A 20,328-nucleotide genomic window follows, 5' to 3' on the forward strand; every position below is an offset into this window, starting at 1 on the left:
AAAAAAGGGTATCTATTTTATCAGCCAAAATTCGACAAGGACATGAACTTGACAGATCTTTTATTGAACAATGCGGTTTAGTTTGAAATAATAAGAAAGAAGACAATCCTAAGTTAAACAATGGTACGGACATGGAAAGGAAGCGTAATTTTTTGACACAGACAAACGAAGAAACCTTGTATCTCGCTAAAGCAACGAAACAAGATATAGCTGACTTATACTACTGGTCATTCATTGAGGAGCGACAGGAAGCGAAGGAATGGAATGCACCCTATATAGAGGAAAAGAAAATGAACCTGGATGAATATGAAGTGCTCTGGCAGAAAGAGCTTGCTCCAGGAATACCGGACGGCCTCGTTCTAAGGATGGACGACCACGTCATCGGCTATGTGGGGTCCTACTGGCTGGACCGACAGTCCGGCTGGCTGGAGACTGGTATCGTTATCTTTGACTCGCGGTATTGGAACGGAGGGTACGGTTCCTTTGCGTATGAGAAGTGGATCGAATACATCTTTGAAAATACATCCATCCACCGCCTCGGCATGTCAACATGGTCAGGGAATACAAGGATGATCCGGGTGGCTGAGAAAACGGGGATGATTGAGGAAGCCAGAGTGAGACAGGCCCGTCTTGTTGATGGGGAATATTACGATGCGGTGAAAATGGGGATGCTCCGCTCGGAATGGGAAGCCTTCCGCCGTAAGCCGTAAAAAATAAAGGGGGAGACGAATGAAACATCGTATCCATACATGCTTTATTCATCTGGTATATTTTGATCGGACGAAGGAATGGTATAAACGCGTGCTGCCTTTTGACACTCAGGAAGAAGGAGATGGGTACTTGACGTTTGATTTGGAAGGAACCGGCCTTGTCCTGCTCCAGGCACAGACAGACTCGATACGGCCGCTGCCTTATGCCCCTTTTTTTCTGGAAACGGAAAATATTGAAGAGACGTACCGGGAGTTAAAAGCAAAAGGAGTCAAAGTCGATGATGTGGAGTCCTTCGGAGGTTCCATCTATGGTTGTCACTTTTATGATCCTGAAGGGAATCAGCTTTTAACGTGTTCCGTCGAATAAAAAGAACCGTGACTGATAACAGTCACGGTTTATTGGTATCCCTTATACTCAGCTTTCTGCAGGCATTAGAGAATGGTCGTTGTTTCCGCATTCCGGACATTGTGTCCAGACGATGTAGGTTACTTTTTCGTCAAAGTTTTTCGGGACGATTTTAATAACTTTCAGCTGGTGGTGTAAACAGCTTGTACAGCGATCTTTAACCAACTGTCCGACTTCCATTTTCATCATGTGTATCACTCCTGAACTCTTAAAGATTAGTACCGAAGCTTCAAGAGTTATTCCAGTATAACGTATCAGGAAGAGCAGCGTCAAAGAAAGGGCAGTTTATGCTCGTTGGTTTGTACTAAAAGGTCCATAGACTGTGGAGGCTGTCCTGCATTTTTCAAACGTAAAAGACCGCCCTCCTACGGGGGCGGTCTTTTACGTTTGCACTCTTGTCAGTGCGTTCTACCCTTTTTTCAAGGCCAGGGTATATACCTTTTTAGCACGGACAGCTGCATCCGGCTTAAACCCTTCAAACCCGTGACAGGCTATCTGGGAACAAGTGGATTTCTATATTTACACCAGCTTCTGCATACTTTGTCACATTGGCTATCGTTTCTACTTCGGAATGGGTTGAGCTGGCCGACGCAGGTATACGGATTAGGAAGGCGGCTCTAATCCGTTTCTTTTGCAGGGGCGGCATAAGAGGAACGTTTTCTGTTCCATGCAGAGGTCCAAGGTACATCTGCCATGATTTAGTAGTGAAGAAACAAGGAAAAGATTGGTGGGATATGACTGGGTGGATGGCTGAGAGGTTTTTTGTCGAACGAAAGGAGGTATAGAACCGAAGAGTCCGAAAAAATCCTGACAAACGGCATTGACAGGTACGGGGGAGTGGGGTAGCATATGAAATGTAATGAGATTGAGAATCTTTATCATTTAGTTGATTTAAGGGTATAAAGGGAACTGGATGATGGATTCCGAATTGAATAAAAGAGAGGATGCTACATATGAAGAAGTTTTGGCTTTTTGCACTTATACTCGGCCTCGTTCTGCTGGCTGCCTGCGGCGGAGGAGAAGAGGAAGAATCAGCAGAGGATTCCTCCGGAGAGGAAAGCACAGAAGAATCCTCTTCTGATGAGAGTCGTTCTGTAACGATTGAGGATGCTTCAGGAGAAAAGACGATTGAAGGAACACCAGAAAACGTCGTCGTATTGGAGTGGACCTATGCGGAAGATCTGCAGGCGCTTGGCATGGAACCTGTCGGCGTCGCTGATCTGGATGCTTATGGAGACTGGGTGAACGTCGGAATTCCATTCAGTGACTCTGTCGAGGATGTAGGAACGCGTCAGGAGCCGAACCTTGAAGCTATTTCCCGTCTTGAGCCGGATTTGATCATCGGTGTCCAGTTCCGGCATGAAGCGATCAAAGAAGAACTTGAGAAAATCGCTCCTACCGTCATGTTTGCTCCATACTCGGAAGAAGCTGCCGAGGATCAGTTCGCGAGCATGAAGGAAGAATTCAATACAGTCGCGGAAATCGTTGATAAACAGGACAAAGCTGAAGAAGTTCTTACCAATATGGAAGATACGTTCTCCGAGCAGCAGTCCCGTTTAGAGGAAGCTGGCAAAGAGGGCATGAACTACGTGCTCAGCCAGTCCTTCACCCTGCAGGATACGCCGACACTTCGTTTGTTTACGGACAATTCCATGGCCGCTCAAGTGATGAACAACCTGGGTATGACGAATGATCATGAATCCGAAGAACTGGAAGTATACGGGTACACGGAAACAACGGTGGAAACCCTGCAGAACTATCAGGACACGAATTTCTTCTATATCGTACAGGAAGAAGATAATATCTTCGAAAACCAGCTGGCCGGCAACCCGGTTTGGGAAGAACTGGCCTTCGTAAAAGAAGACCGCACTTACCAAATGCCGGGGGATGCCTGGACATTCGGTGGACCGCTGTCTGCGGAAGTGCTGGCTGAACAGGTCGTGAATGCGGCACTGGAAGAAGAATAAAGTGAGTGTGTGCACATGAACACTACCATGAAGAACACAATAATGGCGGTCTCCACCTTCGGGGGTGGAGCCGCATTGTTGTGTCTTTTAACTTTTATACATATCAATCAAGGAAACGTAGACCTTCCGTTTTCCACGGTGATGGATGCGCTTTTCCGTCCGGAGAATACATTGGAGCACCATACGGTTAGGACGCTTCGATTACCCCGGGCCGTTATGGGGATTCTAGCCGGCGGAGCTCTTGCCGTTTCCGGTGTCATCCTGCAGACGGTCACGAAAAACCCGCTTTCTTCATCAAGTACGCTCGGCATCCACTCCGGTACGTACTTCGCTGTTGTCGTCACAACGATTTTTCTGCCGGCTGCATTGGTGGGCAATGGCATTCTCACAGCCTTTCTGGGCGGGATATTGACATTCGGCTTTGTCTACGTTTTATCCGGAGGTGGAGATGCGACTCCGGTGCGTATGGTACTGGCGGGGATGATTGTCACCTTCTTGTTTTCCTCCCTGACATCAGTGCTTCAAATCTTTTATGAGAATGAAACACGTGGTCTCTTCCTGTGGGGATCAGGGACTCTCGTTCAGAACGACTGGGGCGGAGTGGTCTTTTCGCTTCCGCTAATAGCCGTGTGTATGCTGATTGTTCTCGCTTTTTCAGGAAAATTAGACACACTGACTCTCGGAGATGATGTGGCGACGGCTCTAGGGCAGAATGTGAGAAACGTGAAGCTCATCACCATCCTGGCTGCGGTGCTGCTGACGAGTGTGACCGTCAGCATTGTCGGGCCGATTGGATTTGTCGGTCTGATCGCCCCCCATTTAATGAAGCTGATCGGCTACAGGTCACATCTGCTGCTTATTCTCGGCTCCTTTTTGTGGGGAGGAAATGTGCTGCTGCTTGCTGATGTTCTCGCCCGTATCATCGATCCCTCTTTTTCTGAGCTTCCTGTTGGGGCGATCACGGCGCTTGTCGGTTCGCCATGGCTCATCTGGCTTGTCCTGCGGATGAAGCGCAGCAATTCTCAGGAAAGCGGAGCGGTGATGGCTGGCCGGAACTCCATCAGCATGCCTCTAGGAAAAGTGCTTCCTGTTCTGGCGGCAATTATCCTGGTGACTGTCGGCGTCAGTCTCGTATCAGGGAACTACGGATTTGAGCCGCTCGTCGGTTTTCAGGCTTTCTTCGGGGAAGGCAGTACGTTTATGCAGGACATGATCGTAAACTTGAGGCTGCCGCGGGCCCTCGTTGCCTTGTTCAGTGGAGCGGTCCTTGCATTGAGCGGCCTCATTTTTCAGGGGGTGCTGAGAAATCCACTCGCAGACCCGTCCGTCATCGGTATAACCTCCGGGGCCGGAGTAGGGGCGCTTATGACGATGTATTGGTTCAGTGTATCTGCCATCTGGATCCCTGTCGGAGCTATGGCCGGAGCGGTGGTCTTTTTCATCATCGTGATGGTTCTCGGAGCAAAAGCCGAGTTTCAACCGACGGTGCTTGCTCTGCTCGGCATCGGTATTTCTGCTTTCGGGTCTGCGCTTATTCAGATCATGGTCGTGCAGGCTGATCTTGGTGTGGCATCTGCGCTTACGTGGCTGTCCGGAACAACCTATGCAAAAGGGTGGGACGAGCTTATCCAGTATCTGATCTGGCCGATCCTGCTCCTTGTCCCTGTCCTTGCATTTTCGATTAAAACGCTTGATGTGTTAGGTCTTGGGGATGATACAGCCAAAGGGCTGGGCCTGCGTGTAGTGAATGTGAGGTTCCAAATGGCATTGATGGCTACACTTCTCGCAGCTTCCAGCGTGGCGGCTGTGGGTTCCATCGGTTTCGTAGGACTGATCGCCCCGCACCTGGCCCGGCTGCTGGTGGGAAGTGCCAATCAGAAGCTGCTGCCGGTCACCATGCTGATTGGAGGCGTGCTCCTAGTGACGGCGGATTTATTCAGCCGGACGCTTTTGGCACCTAACGAAATTCCATCAGGAATCCTGGTGGCCATCATCGGTGCCCCATACTTCCTTTGGTTGATGAAAAGAAGGGCTTCATGATGGAATCATTTCTTTAACCATTCGTGAAGTGAAGTACGGGTGGTTGAATAGCAGGAAGACAGGGGATCAGCGACCCTGTCTTCTTTTTTTTGTTCACATCGGACTTTTTACAAAATTCAAACGCTCACTCTTCATTTCCGGGTGAAATATGCTAAGATAGGGAGAAAAAGAACGTGAAGGGGAGAGGTTTATGAAGCTGCCATACATCAAATGCCACGGGTCAGGGAACGATTTCATCCTCATCGATGAAATGGAACACGACCTTTCATTTACAGAAGAAGAACGAAGGAACTTGTCGCTGCTTTTATGTGAGAGGGGGACGGGGATCGGATCAGATGGCATTTTATTCGTAATGCCGAGTGAGAAAGCGGAAGGCCGTATGCGGATGTTCAACTCCGACGGATCGGAAGCGGAAATGTGCGGCAACGGGCTACGCTGTGTGGCGCGCCATATGATTGAAAAGCTCGGAAACACATCGATTGCCATCGAAACACAGGAAGCGGTCCTGCCTGTCAGCCAGGTGGCTGAAATTTTTCCGGATATTGATACGTTTTCGGTTCAGATCGAGCCGGTATCGTTTGCACCTGCTTCACTTCCAATGATTCATGATGGAGAGCAGACGGTGGACAGTGCTATCCCTGAACTTTCTGATAAACGGACATTCACTGCCCTCAGCGTGCCGAATCCCCATATCGTCAGCCTGATGGATGACGTGGATCAGGCTGAGCTTGAACAAATCGGCCGCCGCGCCAACGAACTGCCTGAGGTTTTTCCGAACGGAGTGAATGTCAGCTTTGTCCAGGTGCTGGAGAAAAATAAAATCTTCGTCCGCACGTATGAACGAGGCGTAGGGCTGACGAATGCCTGCGGTACAGCCATGTCCGCCTCGTCGCTCGTATCCACCATTCTGGGTCCGAACGACCTTGATACACCGATTGTTGTTATCAATAAAGGCGGTCTCGTCAACTGTGTTGTTGAAAAGAACGACGGACGTTTCTCCATCCAGCTGCGCGGGAATGGAACGAATGTATACGAAGCTGTGGCTGATGTCGATCTTGAAAACAGCCGCTTCGAGGTAACAGGACAGACGTTTTTTGATAAGGAAAACGAAACGTATGAAAAACTGGAAGCCTATGCTGCTTCCGAAATTGGAGGGTAACTGATGTTGAAGACGTTTCATGTACGCACAGATCATCATGACCAAATGATTGATGTGACCAGCCAGGTGCAGGACTGGGTCCGTGAAGAAGGCGTGAAGGACGGCGTCGTCATCGTCTCTTCCATGCACACCACCGCCGGGCTCACGGTAAATGAAAATGCCGATCCCGATGTGAAAACTGATATGCTCCGCCGTTTCCGTGAAGTGTATCCGTGGAATCACACCGAAGATAAACATGCAGAAGGCAACACAGCTGCGCATATGAAAACGAGCACCGTCGGTCATGCTCAGACGTTGATTGTAGAAGACGGCCACCTTGTACTTGGCACGTGGCAGGGGCTGTACTTCTGTGAGTTTGACGGTCCACGCAGTCGTAAATTCGTAGCTAAAGTCTTATAAGGGAAAGAGCAGGCACCCAGCCTGCTCTTTATTTAGGTAGAAAAGCCTGTCACATTCGGGCAGCAGGCCATGCTATAATTTAGTAAGGATAGTGGTTCCTGCCAGTTGAATAGGGTGTCGGCTGATCCCCGTGTCTCAAAGGTGGAGGGGGGTGATGCCTCTGAGTATGTATGAATCGCTGATGGTGATGATCGCGTTCAGTTCCCTGATCGTGTCCTTGCTTGGTTTGATTGTAGCGATTTTACGCATAAAAAAATAGACTCCCTATTCTGACGTGAATGCGGGTGAGTCTATTTTTCATGTAGGCTGCGCCCTTTGGCAGACCAGCTATCCGTAGAGGGGATCACAGTGCCAGCTGTGGTCCCTTTTCTTATGTTTATCCTTTATCTGCTTTTATCATACCACATTTTCCGAAAAAAGAAACCTGAACGAGTGTTTCTGTCCATGGCCCGGCTGCGGGATATCGGTCTTTTTTCGGTTATATCAGCCGAAACGGAGCAGATATCGGTCTTTTTGTGGATATATCGGCCAAATCCTCAGCATATCAGCCAAATCACCGATATATCGATCTTCACCTCCGACGCGGTCATATAAAAATATCCAGCACGCCTGAACAAAGGCATGCTGGATAGTAATCAGCAGATCGAATCTTTCGGGTTCGGGTTTTTCAATCCGAACAATGGCCGCAGGAACAGGGCGAGATACGTTCCGATCAGCGCCATAATCATCCATACCCAGCCGTGCAGGCTGAAGGAGGCAATACCGCCGAAATACGCACCGATGTTACAGCCGAAGGCCAGGCGGGCGCCGTATCCCATAAGGATTCCACCGATGATGGAAGCGAAACCGATGCCGGGCTTGATTTTACCCGGCTTGAAGTTCCCTTGGGCACTGGCAGCGATAAAGGCACCAAGGATGATACCGAAGTTCATGACACTTGTAGAGTCTGCAAGCACCGTCTGATTAAGAGGAGCAGGGTTATCAGACCAGTACTGCCAGCTCGCCACATCGACACCGAACATCTGGATGAACTGGGATCCCCAAAGGGCAAATGCAGATGTAATGCCCCACGGGTTTCCGCGGACAGCAAGGGTGATGGCGTTCAATACACCGAGGGCGACAGCGGCGGCCAGCAGCGGCCACGCGCCACGCCACAGACGTTTAAGTCCGGTGGTCGTTTTTAATGGTTCCATGCGCGGCGGGTTCTTTTTCCTGGCGAACTTCACCGTCACACCGTAAATGCCAAGGAAGATGAGAAGCTGGAGAATCCACCCGCCGAAGTAGCCGAGTCCTGTGGATTCAGCAAGAGAAATTGCCGGAAGGGCCGGAGTTTCCCGCCAGAATCCGATGTGGTAGGCACCGAGGACAGAACCTGCGATAAAGCCGAGCAGAGTCAGAACCATGGAAGACTTTCCTCCACCGACCGTATAAAGGGTACCAGATGCACATCCGGAACCGAGCTGCATGCCGATTCCGAAAATGAAAGAACCGAAAATGACACTCACGCCTACAGGGAAAACGTATCCTTGTGGAGCGGTTCCGGTAAAGCTGAAGCCTGTACCTAAAATGATGGCAAAACCTGTTGTGGCGACAGCAAGCATCAGCATGTGTGACTGCAGTCCCTGGACGTTACCGACAGAAAGCAGTCTTCTGAAGGCTGATGTGAATCCGAAACGGGCATGGAGCAGTACGAGACCGAAGGCGAGTCCGATGATGAAGAGGACGCCCTGCGTGACATTGGTGATGCTGATAATCGTTATAAATAAAAGCAGGGATGCGATGATTCCAACCCACATGAATGGCTTTTGAACCGGATCAAGCGGGGCAGGAATTGTGGACCGGCTGGAAGCCGTCTGATGAACTGCTTGTTGCTGCATGTGCTATTCCTCCTAATTCCGATTTGTTTAATGAGCTTTAAACATTCTAACCGACGAGTCTTCTATTTGTAAACCAGTTTGCATACAATGGTTGTACAAAGAGAACACAGATCAGTCTTTACGGAGATTTAACACTATATGGCAGATACAAGTGGTACACTCAAAGTGTGGACAGGAAGATTGAATACAATTATTGGAGGGATGTCTTATACCTGTCGTTCGCTCATATGTCACTCGCTGGTTTTTCTTTGTTTGTATAAACTCAAACCGAAGAACTTCTTGGCGTACATCAGGCGCACCTCCCCCTACATAAGATATAATGGAAAGCGGCGCGTACGCGTGGCTTTTTTTGCTTGATCTGCATAATTTTCATGCAGGAAAGGGAATTCTACGATTAGCAGACAAAAAAGCCGGGTAAGGGTACAATAATACGTCTACGTAGGAAGGAATGATTGGAATGCCGAAAAAGAAGGAATGGCACGTTATATTCCTCCTCGACAGCAAGCGGGTCGTCACCCATGATCTTGAATTGAGTGAGGAAATGGACGAAAAAGAAACCTCCGAATTTATCGTCAAACAGCTGGACCGTGGCACTTGGTGGTTCCTTGAGGATGGTGTAGCACTTCACACAAGCGGAGTGGAAAGCTTCTACCTTGACCGCTGTGCCCGACGCACACGTTTCAGCAGAGATTGACGCCCACCTTTCTAACTTATGGGGAAGGATTGGGAAGTATGATAAAAAGGACCGGATGATATTCATCCGGTCTTTTTTCATGTCTCCAGAAATGGCTGGGAGTAATGGACTGTGCCGTTAATGCCTTTCAGGGCGCCGGGCTGCAGTTCAAGAGCCATGAAATACTCTCCCGGTACTTCAAAAGGCGCTTCAATACCCCAGTGGGAGGCGGGGTGGAAACCGAATTTAGGATAGTAATCCGGGTGACCGAGTACGATGACGGAAGAAAAGCCGAGCGCACCTGTTTTTTCCAGGCCGTGTTGAATGAGCTTTGACCCGATACCCTGCCGCTGCCTTTCCGGGGCGACGGATACCGGCGCAAGGGCGAGGGATACGTCTTCTCCAATCGTGATTTTGGTGAGCAGGAGATGGCCGATGATTTCACCGTCATCAACGGCTGTCAAGGACAGTTCAGGAATAAAAGCTTCAGTGGTGCGCAGTCTTTCGACCAGCAGGTGCTCGGTCTGATCGCTGTGCTCTTCCAGCGCAAATGCGCGTTGAATAAGCTTTCCGACGGACGTTACGTCAGACGGCTGTTCCTGTTGAATACGTACAGGCATAAAAAAACTCCCTTCATTATCTATAAGGGAGTTTCTCACAATCGGCGCATTCATAAAAGGATTATTCCAGAATTTCTACTTCGATCTGACGTCGGCCGTAATCAAAGGCATCCCTTTCCTCTGCCATAAATAAGTCAATCCGGTGACCTTCGATGTCTCCGCCGATGTCTCCGGCTGTGGCTGTTCCGTAGCCGGGAACCCGGACTGTTGAGCCGAGCGGGATGACGGAAGGATCGACGGCTATGACTTTCTGATCGGGATTGGCGCGCAGGTCGATGCCCGTGTAGGTCGTTCCGCTGCAGCCTTCACAGAAAGCGGTATAGGCTGTCGCTTCAACGGCTACCGTACGCTTCACATCTTCCTTTTTGTCTTGGGACGCAAAGGAGGCCTTTTCATCTTCTTTATCTTCAAAGCGGGTGTGTTGGTCTTCTTTTTCATCAAGGGTGGTTACTTTTTTATCAACAGGCTGGGCCGTCTTATCGGTTTCCTCAGCACTTGAAATATGGTCGATTCCGGAAAACAGGGTAAGTATGACAGCAAAGGATAGGAAAAATTTCATCATGTCATCCACCTCTTTCGCATTAGATCTGAGAGCAGTATAACAGGCATGTCTGTGGATAAACAAATACAAAATACCTACAGAATGATTACATTTCTATGACATTCGACGGGCGCCGATTTGCTTTTGGGAGACGGGACCGGGACGCAGGGAGCATTCGTGAAAAAAACGAAAAAAGGGACGATAGACGTTTACGAATCTATCAATGGTCATGCTATAATAGTTGAGGATTATGTACGATTCTGGATCACAAGAAAGCTGTGAAAAAAGGAGGACCAGACCATGATCACATGTCCTCAATGTAACCATGAAAACGCCGAGGGATCGCGTTACTGTTCCCAGTGTGGAGCATCCTTATCGGAAGAATCCCCGGCTGATGCTGAGCAGAAACGATCGTGGCTGCCCATTCTTACACCTGCGATAGTCCTTGTTGTGGTGGGGGCGGCCCTTTATTTTGTCTATGACCAGGAAGCAGGTATAAATGAAAATGTAGCCTCATGGAAGACGGAAGCGGAGGAAGCTGCGCTTGCCGGGGATTACCGTGAAGCAGAGAAGCTGCTTACGCGTGCCATCCAGGAACGTCCGGATGAAGAGGCGCTGCAGGAGGAGCTGAGCCACGTACAGAGTGTGCTCCGTATGGAAAAGGAACTGGAAGAAGTGTCCAAGCTGCTGGAAGAAGGCAGCCTGTCGAAAGCTGATAAACAGCTGTCTGAAGTCCAAACGGCATTACGACAGGAAAACGGCCGGCTCTATCAGACGCTCGTTCCAACAGTGAATGAGATGGATTCCAGATTTACTCTACAGGAAGTGAATGAGGAACTATCCAAAATTACAGATGTGGATGAACTGGCTGCCAAGCTGAATACCCTTTCTGATTTGAATTTGGAAGAAGCTGCTAAGGTGCGGGAAAAGATATATGAGAAAATCGTCAACCGTTCCACGAAAACGGCAGAGGCAGCGGCTGAGAACAAACGATACACCGAAGCCATCGCTCTGATTGATGAAGGGCTTCAGTACGTCTCGAACGATGAAAAGCTGATCCAGCTGAAAGAACGGGTGCAGCAGGAGAAGCAGGCGTTTGAACAGGCCGCTCAGGAACGTTTGGAAAGTGCGATGCAGCAGGCCGCCAAGGATGAGCTTCGTAATGAGACCGAGGCCTTGGAAGTAGTGGATATCCAAATGGAAAAAGATGAATTCGGTGATTATAAAATCAGTGGCGAATTGAAAAGTCTGGCCACCCAGGTGATCAGCACAGTAAGTGTGAAATATGACATTAAGACACAGGACGGAGAAGTCGTCCGTTCAGAATCCGCCAAGGTGTACCCTAACTATTTGAATCCAGGCAGTACAGGCAAGTTTGAGAAAATGTACTACAACCTGGAAGAAGGGGAATACATGGTGGAAATGACAGAGCTGGAATGGTTAGTAGAATAGGAGGATGCGGCAATGAAACGCTCCTGGATGATCAGCCTGATCGTCTCTTTACTTATCGTCGGAGGCGGTACGGCGGGCGTTTTCTATATTCTGGACACGGTGCCGGAACAACTCGCGGTGTCGGCTGTGCTAAATCAGCCTCCTGAAGAAGATGAGAAAAACGCAGAAGTGCCAAAAGAAACACAGGACATTATCTATGAATCTCAAAAGCTTGTCGTCCAGATTGAACTTCCGGACGGCACAATCGGCTCCGGCTTTTTATACAATGACAAAGGCGACGTAATTACGAATGCCCACGTTGTCGCCAATGCCGAAGAGGTCTCTGTTATTACGACGGACAGTAAAAAGATGCCCGGAGATGTGATCGGGGTCAGCCGAGATACGGATGTTGCGGTTGTCCGTGTACCCGGGCTTGAGGGGCGCGATCCGCTCCCGATCCGGACAGAAGGCTATGCCGAGCTGCTGGACGAAGTACTTGCGCTGGGAAGTCCGCTCGGTCTGCAGAATACGGTGACACGTGGTGAAATCAGCGGCGTGGACCGGACGCTGGATATCGAGCCGTTCCATTACGAAAACATGTATCAGATTTCTGCGCCGATTTCCCCGGGAAACAGCGGAGGTCCGCTGCTTGACCGGAATACGGGCGAAGTGATCGGAATCAATTCAGCCAAGCTGGATGAGGAAACAATCGGTTTCAGTATCCCGATTGCCGATGTGCTGCCGATGGTTGAGCGCTGGAGCGAAACGCCGATGGAGTCGCTGCCTGAATTCCCGGAGCTGAATGAACAGGTGCAGTCTCCGGTTACCGGTACAGATGCAGAACAGGCGACGTACATGGTGCAGTATTTTTATGACAGCATCAACCAAGGCGACTTTGTGACGGCCTATTCCCTGATCAGTTCAAGCTGGCAGGAGAAAACGTCGTTTGAAGAGTTCCGTTCGGGGTATTACAATACGCTGAGTGTATCCGTCGATAACCTTGTCGCTGATCCGAAGGACGATCAGGTTGTCGTGACCGCCTTCATCACCGCTGAAGAAACCGTGGATGGAGAGGTCAAGGTAAAGAAATATAAAGTGGTGTATCCGATTCAGAAGGAAAACCAGTCGGTGAAAATCATGCAGGGATCCGGCGAGGAAATCAGTAACGAATCCAAAGAGGAAGAATAACGACGAAACCACCGCTCATGATGAGAGCGGTGGTTTCTTTATCGGGTATGGATTTCTACAGCGCCCCGGATGCCTGATTCAATGGCCCCTTCAATCCATCCGTGATAGGAGGATGTATGTTCGCCTGCGAAGTGGATGCGGCCTTCCGGCAGAGGGATGATGTCTTCCAAATCCCGGCTCTGTCCCGGAGTGAAAAGGGTGAAACAGCCGGCAGAGTAAGGGTTTCGACTCCAATTGTAGACGATGCTGGTCATGTACGTATCATAGACAACCCGTCCGTACACCTTGGCGAGGTCGCTCATCACTTCCTCTACGGCCTGTTTTTTACTCAGGCTGTTGAATAACAGCGCATTCTGTCCCCAAGTGTAGCTGGCAAGAAGAATACCCGGCCCTGGTTTTCCACCGTCATGGCTCGGCTGGTAAATGAAGCGGGAGGGATAATCGGTAACGATGTTCCCGACCGGGTATTGCTCCCAGAATTTATAAGAAAATTCTATGCCTATTTTCACCGCTGGAACATTGATGATTTCGTGGATGGCCGCCCATTTTTTTATGGAAATCGTGTCATACGGACGGACTTCGATCCATTGGAAAGTCGTAAAAGGTATGGTCGTCAGGACATAATCTCCGGTCCAGGTCGAATAGCCTCCGGTTTTCTCATTTTTTGACACGACCTGCACGCCGTCTTTGTAATGATTGATTGCAACGGCCCGTTCGCAGAAGTGGATGGAGGAGGAGAGGTCCGGGTAAAAGGCCCATGGCAGCCGGTCATTCCCGCCTATGATTTCCCTGAACTTCGTATCCCCTTGGAAAATCGGAAACGTGATGTCGGTGAGGATATTCAGAAATGCGAATTCGGGGAAGCCTTCGATTCCAAGCAGGACCTTGATTTTCCTCACAGCATTTAAGGACATGGAAGGTCCGTAGGGGTTGTTCCGTAAATATTCACTCATGGAAAGGTCCGAATAGCGGTCTCTGAGGTGTTCCTTTTCAGCATCACTGCTGTTGTTATACACATCGAGGAACGGCTGGACGGCCGACAGAAACAGTTCTTTGGCTGTTTTGCCCTCCTCCTCCGCATCTACAGGAAAATCGAGAATGGCGGGGTTTTGTTCATAAATGCGGTGGTACACTTTTTTTCCATTAATCAATAAGAGATCATCTTTCCGCGTGTTTTGAAAAGGATTGGTTTCCAGTCCGAATTTGTCGACATACGCATAAACGAGCTTATGATTGGTCGGTATCCGCATCGCCCCGACATCGAGGTAATTGCCATTCGTGAACGGGGCGCGGACCGTATAGACTCTTCCGCCCAGCCGGCTGTCAGCTTCAAGGATGGTCACCTTATGACCGGCATTGTTTAATAAACTCCCTGCCACCAGTCCTGCCATGCCGGCACCGATAATAATCACCCGCTTCTTTTGAGCAGATGATGTGAGACCATTATGAATGATACGGAGAAAATCATCTGGATATGTAAAGCCCTCGGATTGATAATTCGTCATGGAAAACACCCCCTTTTATGGCTATTCAGTCCAAGGGATGAACAGTACCGTTCTATGGATGTATCTTCCAACCTGCATATTCATGGCGGACGGTACATGAATTAATAAAGGGGGGATGGTCAATGTATCAAACATTCCGACAGGACGGATCTGACAGGCAGATCCGTGTCCAGGGATCAGGAAGTGTTAAGGTGAAGCCGGATACAGCTGTTGTTCAGCTCGGTGTTGTGACGGAAGGGGCCGATCTCACTACGGTTCAGGATGAAAATGCAGCGGTCACCAGTATGGTGAAGAATCAGCTGATGGCTGCAGGTGTGGAAGAGACGGACATTCAAACATCCGATTATTCCGTGTTCCCGCAGTACGATTATGTGGATGGGAAACAGGTGTTCCGCGGATATCAGGTTTCCCATCTGCTGACCGTGACCGTAAATGATATTGAACAGACAGGCGCAGTCATTGATGCATCCGTCCAAAGTGGTGCCAACCGGGTGACGAACATCGAGTTTACGGTGAGTCAGTCCTATTACTATTATCAAAAGGCCCTTCAAATCGCCCTCGGGCAGGCTCTTGCCACTGCACAGACGATCGCGAATACGATGAATGTGAGACTCGAACAGAAGCCGGTCCGCGTTGTAGAGGAAAAGAGTCCGGACGTTTCACCTCTACAGCCTTATGCTAAAACACAGATGCTCAGTGAGAGCGCTGTGCCGATCGAGCCGGGGATGATGGAGATTACAGCCCGGGTGGATGTCTGGTTTCCGTTTTATCCTTAAAACACAGGGGTTGTTCCTGTGTTTTTTTTATATGGAGATAAAGGTCTCGGTTTAAAATGTTGTGCCGAGGAAAAACATCCATTACAATGAGCAGTAAATGATGTTCGTAGTTAAGGAGAGGTCACATGGAAAACTTACTGCTCGCTTTCGGGCTTACCTTGTTTGCAGGGCTTGCCACCGGAGTAGGAAGCATACTTGCATTTTTTACATCGACAACGAATACACGGTTTTTATCCCTGTCGCTCGGTTTTTCGGCTGGAGTGATGATTTACGTATCCATGATCGAAATTTTCTTCAAGGCTCAGGATTCGCTTGTAAGTGCGCTCGGAAATGAGATGGGCCAGTGGATTACAGTGGTGTCCTTTTTCGGAGGTATGCTGCTTATTGCCCTCATCGATAAAGTGATTCCGAAAGCCGGCAATCCTCACGAAGTGAAAAAGGTGGAGGACATGACACAGGACAAGCAGAAGGACCGCGACCTTTTGAAGATGGGAACGTTCACAGCCCTCGCCATCGCGATCCACAACTTTCCAGAAGGGATTGCCACCTTTACCGCAGCGTTGAACGATCCGGCTCTTGGGATTGCTATTGCCACGGCGATTGCCATTCATAATATCCCGGAGGGAATTGCGGTTTCTGTACCGATTTATTTTGCCACAGGAGATAAGAAAAAGGCGTTCAATCTTTCCTTTTTGAGCGGATTATCCGAGCCGATCGGGGCTATTCTTGCCTATCTTGTGCTCATGCCGTTCTTGAATGATATGGTTTTTGGGATTCTTTTCGCCGGTGTCGCGGGCATTATGGTCTTTATTTCGCTTGATGAACTGCTTCCGGCCTCCAGAAGGTATGGGGAGCCTCACTTATCCATTTACGGCGTTGTCGCCGGAATGGCAGTCATGGCGCTGAGCCTGCTGTTGTTTATTTAATGGCTCTGTTATTTCTTGGTGTTGTTATTTAACATGTGAGCTCCTATCCCCCCTTTCTGTCATGGGATTTGTATGAGGCGGCCTTGGGAATGACTCCCTTTCCGTGGGGTACCGTGAGCCTCCTCAGGCTGCGCCTTCCGGGGTCTCACGATGCACCTTCATCCCACAGGAGTCTCGCCATTCCCAAGGCCGCCTCTTCAAAGAAGGGTAGTTAGAAAGGATATAACCGAAGTCCGTTACACCACTACGAAAGGGATGGCAGGGAAAACAGGTAGACTCCTGCGGGAAAAAGGAACAAGGTGAGACCCCGGAGAACGAAGTTCGAGGAGGCTCATCGTTCCCCGCGGAAAGCGGACGGTTTTCCCTGCCATCCCATGCTCTGAGTAAACAACGGACCGGACCCCTACCAGACGGAAACGATTTAGTAATCGTTTAAAATATCAACCACAGACTTTAACAGAGCTTATTTAATAAAAATCCCCCGGCTGCCTGATGGCGCCCGGGGGATTTTTTAATACGTCTTTCCACTGTAAAGATCTTCAATGACACTTTGGATGGCCGCTTTTTTTCGCTGGATCAGCCGCCAGTTGATGGTGATGGATTCCTCCTGTCTGCTTCCAAGACGGGTAAGGTCATCCTCGACTTCGACCGTACGCGTGCTCAGTGCCTTGAATTTTTCAGCGGCTTTATCCTTGAGCCACGCTGTAATGTGCTCGTTCAACTGAGCTGTCTGCTCATCTTTGGAAGCGAGGGAGGTGCGGAATGTAAACTTTCCCTGCTGGAATGAAAAGGTCGTCTCTTCTGAGTCTGCCTGATCAAATAACAGCTTATAGGAGCGGCCGAGATAGGTGATTTTCTGTCCCTCTTCCAATGAAAAAGGTCCAAGGTAGAGGTCCTCGTGTGTTCTCTGCCAATGATTTATGATCCAGTCGGCTTTCTTTTCTACAAACGCATGAATTTTTTCCTCTGATTTTTCCTCAGGCGCCGTTACCTGTATCCCGTTTAGATCATCCAGATATATTTTTGTGAACTGCAGCTGCGGCTGTTTATGGACGGTATATTGGATCGTTGTCTGATTATGCTGTAGGAGCGGCATATCAAGACCTCCTTTACATGTCGGTGTTGTTGTAAAAAAACAGTGCCCCTGAATAGAGGAGCACTGCTTAGAGGTTACAGGGTGATTTTCGCTTCCCGCTTCTGAAAATCGACGTCCTGGTAATACGAGTTCTTCACAAGAACGTTCGGACCGAGGCATTCCACTGCCGGGCAGTGACAGTTGAGGCTTTTCGCTGTATCGGTCTGCATCCACTGGTGGTATGCGTCTTCCAAGGAAGTGTCCTGGATGTTGCCAAGACCGGGCTCGTCCCCGAAGTCGGTGACGATAATGTCGCCGCTGAATATGTTGACATTCAAGCGGGAGCGCCCATCCGGGTCGTTTCTTACCGTCACATTTTTCGCGCTGTACAGGCGCTTCAGCATGTCCAGATCCTCGTCATTGGTGCTGCATGGATAGTAAGGAAGGGTGCCGAACAGCATCCACGTATCTTCATCACGGTGATCAAGCAGGCGGTTGATTCCTTTACGCATATCCTCAAGGCTCAGTGTTTCAAGTGCACTGGCGAAGTCCACTGGATACATCGGGTGGATTTCATGCCTTGCACACTTCATTTCCTTCACATGATCGTGGATCGCTTCCAGGTAAGGGAAGGTGCGGCGGTTCAGCATCGTCTCCGCCGATACCATGACACCCTCATCCGCGAGACGCTGGGAGTTCTCCACCATCCGGTCGAAAAATTTCTTCCGGTTTTCCTCGGAAGGCTTGCGCTCCATCCGGGCAAAGCCGGTGTGGATGAATTCTTCAAGCGTTCCCCAGTTATGCGAAATATGTAAAACATCGAGATAGGGGATGATCGGGATATAGCGCTCATAAGGAAGCGTCAAGTTGGAATTGATCTGTGTGCGTACGCCGCGCTCATGGGCGTATTTTAACAAGGGGAGCACATAGTTTTCGACGGATTTTTTCGACATCATCGGCTCCCCGCCTGTGATGCTCAAAGTCCTCAGGTGAGGAATCTCGTCCAGCCGCTTCCGGATCAAATCCATCGGGAGCGCTTCAGGGTCCCTCTGCTGCAGGGTATATCCGACCGCACAGTGCTCGCAGCGCATATTGCACAGCGTCGTCGTCGTAAATTCAATATTGGATAACGTCATATGCCCGTGTTCCTTCACGTCCATGTAGGCTTCCCACGGGTCAAACTCAGGTGTAAGCTTCTGAAGCTTCATGTTGGTACTCATAAAATATGAAACTTCCTTTCTATTTGATTGATTCGGTCTTAACCTTTCCTATTCTAACATTATTCAAGCTCGAACTATACCATTCCTTCCTGTTGAACGTGAAAAAGCAGCAGGAAACGCTTGCACATCGAAAAAGGAGTTTCCCCGTGTGACAGCGAAAGGAAAAGGGTAGACGAATAGATAAAGGAGGAGACCATTGATGCAGCCAACCGTTATTATTACCGGATCCTCCAGCGGATTCGGACAGCAGACCGCTGTGAAATGTGCAGAAAGAGGCTTCCGTGTGATTGCGACGATGCGGAATATGGAAAAAGCGTCGGTTTTCCAAAATGCAGACCTGGCGGAAGACGTGAAGCAGAAGATTGAAGTGTGGCAGCTGGATGTTACGGATGATCCATCCATTAAACGTTTTAAGGAAAAAGCAGAAAAACTGGAGCGGGTGGATGTTCTCGTGAACAACGCCGGCTATGCGGTAGGAGGGTTCCTCGAACAGGTTCCGCTTGAGGATTACCGCCGGCAGTTTGATACGAACGTCTTCGGTGTTATAGCCGTCACGAAGGCCGTGCTGCCCATCATGCGGCGCCAAGGGTACGGAAAAATACTAAATGTCAGCAGTGTCAGCGGCTTGATTGGTTTTCCCGGTCTATCCGCGTATGTATCGTCCAAACATGCGCTGGAAGGACTTTCTGAAAGCCTGCGCTTTGAGCTGCAGCCGTTCGGCATAGATGTCGCCTTAATCGAACCTGGATCCTTCCAGACGAACATATGGTCTTCCGGAATGGCGCTTCCAGAAGAAGTGCACAATCCTTCATCTCCCTATGCCTCTTACATAAAAGGACTGTGGAGTGCCTTGAACGAAGAGTCACGGGCCCAGCCGGATTCGGTCGCCGACCTCATGACAGGACTGATCCAAAAAGACAAGCTGAAAAAACTGCGTTATCCTGTCGGGGCGGGCGTCCGTACCAACGTGCTTTTGAAACGGCTTCTTCCATGGGCATGGCTCGAGAAAACGGTATTAAAAAGAATCTTAGGTTCCAACAAGGCAGAAGGAGGAAAAACAGATGGCCGAGTACAGCATTCTTGATGGGGCAGAGGAAATCAAATACGAGGGCAATGAGGTGGGGATTCTCGTTTCCCACGGGTTCACAGGGACGACCCAGAGCATGCGTCCGCTCGCTGAAGCCTACGCACGTGAGGGATATACCGTTTACTGTCCGCGGTTGAAAGGACATGGCACAGCACCGGAAGATATGGAGGCGACGTCCTATAAGGACTGGATTGAATCAGTGGAGAGCGCCTACCAATGGCTGAATGAACGGTGCAGCTCTATTTTTGTTGTCGGTTTATCCATGGGAGGAACGCTTGCCCTTTATATGGCCAGTGAGCATAAGAGTGTCCAAGGGGTTATTCCGATTAATGCAGCTATCGATATCCCCGTGATGGAGGAGAGCGCGGCGACAGAAGAACGTTTTCTTGATGCCATCGGATCCGATATTAAAGACCCCGATCAGGATGAACTTGCCTACGACAAAACACCAGTCAAATCCATTACCGAAATCACGGTCTTAATGGATTATGTGAAAAAGCGGCTTGACACGATTCACTGCCCGATTCTGATTTTCGTCTCGGATGAGGATCACGTCGTCCCACCAAATAATTCAGAGGTGATCTTTGATTCGGTCTTTTCGGAGCATAAGGAGCTTGTCCATATGGAAAACAGCTACCATGTCGCAACTCTTGATTATGACCAGGATTTGATTGTCGAGCGCAGTCTGGAATTCTTCCAGATGTATACGAATACAAAATAGACTCTAT

The 20,328-nt window shown here is 49.5% G+C and carries 21 protein-coding genes; 14 read left to right on the forward strand and 7 right to left on the reverse strand.

Annotation, left to right across the window (positions count from 1 at the left end):
* Positions 1-152 precede the first annotated feature (152 nt).
* Together H615_RS0102960 and H615_RS0102965 are read left to right on the forward strand one after the other, a co-directional pair.
* The gene (locus H615_RS0102960; protein WP_027953751.1) at positions 153-710 is read left to right on the forward strand and encodes a GNAT family N-acetyltransferase; all 558 of its coding nucleotides are present in this window, start codon (positions 153-155) and stop codon (positions 708-710) included.
* A gap of 19 nt (positions 711-729) precedes the next feature.
* The gene (locus tag H615_RS0102965; RefSeq protein ID WP_027953752.1) at positions 730-1,077 is read left to right on the forward strand and encodes a VOC family protein; all 348 of its coding nucleotides are present in this window, start codon (positions 730-732) and stop codon (positions 1,075-1,077) included.
* Positions 1,078-1,125: 48 nt separating this feature from the next.
* Here the strand turns inward: H615_RS0102965 and H615_RS0102970 are convergent, their stop codons facing one another.
* Complete coding sequence (locus H615_RS0102970; RefSeq protein ID WP_027953753.1) at positions 1,126-1,305, reverse strand: hypothetical protein; 180 nt, start codon at positions 1,303-1,305, stop codon at positions 1,126-1,128.
* A gap of 764 nt (positions 1,306-2,069) precedes the next feature.
* Between H615_RS0102970 and H615_RS0102975 the strand changes: the two genes are divergently transcribed.
* The 5 genes from H615_RS0102975 (at position 2,070) to H615_RS22865 (ending at position 6,940) form a co-directional block, all read left to right on the forward strand.
* Complete coding sequence (locus tag H615_RS0102975; protein WP_027953754.1) at positions 2,070-3,083, forward strand: ABC transporter substrate-binding protein; 1,014 nt, start codon at positions 2,070-2,072, stop codon at positions 3,081-3,083.
* 15 nt (positions 3,084-3,098) lie between these two features.
* A complete protein-coding gene (locus H615_RS0102980) occupies positions 3,099-5,123 on the forward strand; it encodes an iron ABC transporter permease (RefSeq protein WP_027953755.1) in 2,025 nt (674 codons plus the stop codon).
* Positions 5,124-5,313: 190 nt separating this feature from the next.
* Positions 5,314-6,282 carry a diaminopimelate epimerase gene (gene dapF, locus H615_RS0102985; RefSeq protein ID WP_027953756.1) on the forward strand — a complete coding sequence of 323 codons (969 nt, stop codon included), beginning with the start codon at positions 5,314-5,316 and terminating at the stop codon, positions 6,280-6,282.
* 3 nt (positions 6,283-6,285) lie between these two features.
* Positions 6,286-6,681 carry a secondary thiamine-phosphate synthase enzyme YjbQ gene (locus tag H615_RS0102990; protein WP_027953757.1) on the forward strand — a complete coding sequence of 132 codons (396 nt, stop codon included), beginning with the start codon at positions 6,286-6,288 and terminating at the stop codon, positions 6,679-6,681.
* Positions 6,682-6,868: 187 nt separating this feature from the next.
* Positions 6,869-6,940 carry a putative holin-like toxin gene (locus H615_RS22865; protein WP_373562361.1) on the forward strand — a complete coding sequence of 24 codons (72 nt, stop codon included), beginning with the start codon at positions 6,869-6,871 and terminating at the stop codon, positions 6,938-6,940.
* Between the two features lie 376 nt (positions 6,941-7,316).
* Here H615_RS22865 and H615_RS0103005 read toward each other — a convergent pair whose 3' ends face one another.
* Positions 7,317-8,558, reverse strand: coding sequence for a YeeE/YedE family protein (locus H615_RS0103005; RefSeq protein ID WP_027953759.1), 1,242 nt, complete (start codon positions 8,556-8,558; stop codon positions 7,317-7,319).
* Positions 8,559-9,015: 457 nt separating this feature from the next.
* On the opposite strand from H615_RS0103005, the gene H615_RS0103010 reads away from it, so the two are divergent.
* The gene (locus H615_RS0103010; RefSeq protein WP_027953760.1) at positions 9,016-9,252 is read left to right on the forward strand and encodes a hypothetical protein; all 237 of its coding nucleotides are present in this window, start codon (positions 9,016-9,018) and stop codon (positions 9,250-9,252) included.
* Between the two features lie 77 nt (positions 9,253-9,329).
* Here H615_RS0103010 and H615_RS0103015 read toward each other — a convergent pair whose 3' ends face one another.
* Both H615_RS0103015 and H615_RS22870 read right to left on the reverse strand, forming a co-directional pair.
* The gene (locus tag H615_RS0103015; RefSeq protein WP_027953761.1) at positions 9,330-9,851 is read right to left on the reverse strand and encodes a GNAT family N-acetyltransferase; all 522 of its coding nucleotides are present in this window, start codon (positions 9,849-9,851) and stop codon (positions 9,330-9,332) included.
* A gap of 61 nt (positions 9,852-9,912) precedes the next feature.
* Positions 9,913-10,413, reverse strand: a complete 501-nt coding sequence (locus tag H615_RS22870) for a 3D domain-containing protein (protein ID WP_084162964.1) — start codon at positions 10,411-10,413, stop codon at positions 9,913-9,915.
* Positions 10,414-10,692: 279 nt separating this feature from the next.
* On the opposite strand from H615_RS22870, the gene H615_RS0103025 reads away from it, so the two are divergent.
* Together H615_RS0103025 and H615_RS0103030 are read left to right on the forward strand one after the other, a co-directional pair.
* Positions 10,693-11,844, forward strand: a complete 1,152-nt coding sequence (locus H615_RS0103025; RefSeq protein WP_027953762.1) for a zinc ribbon domain-containing protein — start codon at positions 10,693-10,695, stop codon at positions 11,842-11,844.
* 12 nt (positions 11,845-11,856) lie between these two features.
* A complete protein-coding gene (locus H615_RS0103030; protein WP_027953763.1) occupies positions 11,857-13,011 on the forward strand; it encodes a S1C family serine protease in 1,155 nt (384 codons plus the stop codon).
* Between the two features lie 38 nt (positions 13,012-13,049).
* On the opposite strand, the gene H615_RS0103035 is transcribed toward H615_RS0103030, so the two are convergent.
* Positions 13,050-14,516: a flavin monoamine oxidase family protein gene (locus tag H615_RS0103035; RefSeq protein ID WP_027953764.1), complete on the reverse strand. Its 1,467-nt coding sequence runs from the start codon at positions 14,514-14,516 to the stop codon at positions 13,050-13,052.
* Positions 14,517-14,638: 122 nt separating this feature from the next.
* Between H615_RS0103035 and H615_RS0103040 the strand changes: the two genes are divergently transcribed.
* Positions 14,639-15,292 carry an SIMPL domain-containing protein gene (locus H615_RS0103040; protein WP_027953765.1) on the forward strand — a complete coding sequence of 218 codons (654 nt, stop codon included), beginning with the start codon at positions 14,639-14,641 and terminating at the stop codon, positions 15,290-15,292.
* Between the two features lie 125 nt (positions 15,293-15,417).
* Positions 15,418-16,218, forward strand: a complete 801-nt coding sequence (gene zupT, locus H615_RS0103045; protein ID WP_027953766.1) for a zinc transporter ZupT — start codon at positions 15,418-15,420, stop codon at positions 16,216-16,218.
* Between the two features lie 511 nt (positions 16,219-16,729).
* On the opposite strand, the gene H615_RS0103050 is transcribed toward zupT, so the two are convergent.
* Both H615_RS0103050 and yfkAB read right to left on the reverse strand, forming a co-directional pair.
* A complete protein-coding gene (locus tag H615_RS0103050) occupies positions 16,730-17,314 on the reverse strand; it encodes a YgjP-like metallopeptidase domain-containing protein (RefSeq protein ID WP_027953767.1) in 585 nt (194 codons plus the stop codon).
* A 74-nt stretch (positions 17,315-17,388) separates the two neighbouring features.
* On the reverse strand, positions 17,389-18,513 hold the full coding sequence (gene yfkAB / locus H615_RS0103055) for a radical SAM/CxCxxxxC motif protein YfkAB (protein ID WP_027953768.1): 1,125 nt from the start codon (positions 18,511-18,513) through the stop codon (positions 17,389-17,391).
* A gap of 199 nt (positions 18,514-18,712) precedes the next feature.
* Between yfkAB and H615_RS20790 the strand changes: the two genes are divergently transcribed.
* Together H615_RS20790 and H615_RS0103065 are read left to right on the forward strand one after the other, a co-directional pair.
* The gene (locus H615_RS20790) at positions 18,713-19,597 is read left to right on the forward strand and encodes an SDR family oxidoreductase (RefSeq protein ID WP_035531192.1); all 885 of its coding nucleotides are present in this window, start codon (positions 18,713-18,715) and stop codon (positions 19,595-19,597) included.
* Entirely contained in the window at positions 19,575-20,321 is a 747-nt protein-coding gene (locus H615_RS0103065; protein ID WP_027953769.1) for an alpha/beta hydrolase, read from the forward strand. The genes H615_RS20790 and H615_RS0103065 overlap by 23 nt, the downstream gene beginning before the upstream one ends.
* The last annotated feature ends 7 nt before the right edge of the window (positions 20,322-20,328 follow it).

Origin of the sequence: Halobacillus kuroshimensis DSM 18393 (genome assembly GCF_000425705.1) — a bacterium.
GTDB classification, from domain to species: Bacteria; Bacillota; Bacilli; order Bacillales; family Halobacillaceae; genus Halobacillus; species Halobacillus kuroshimensis.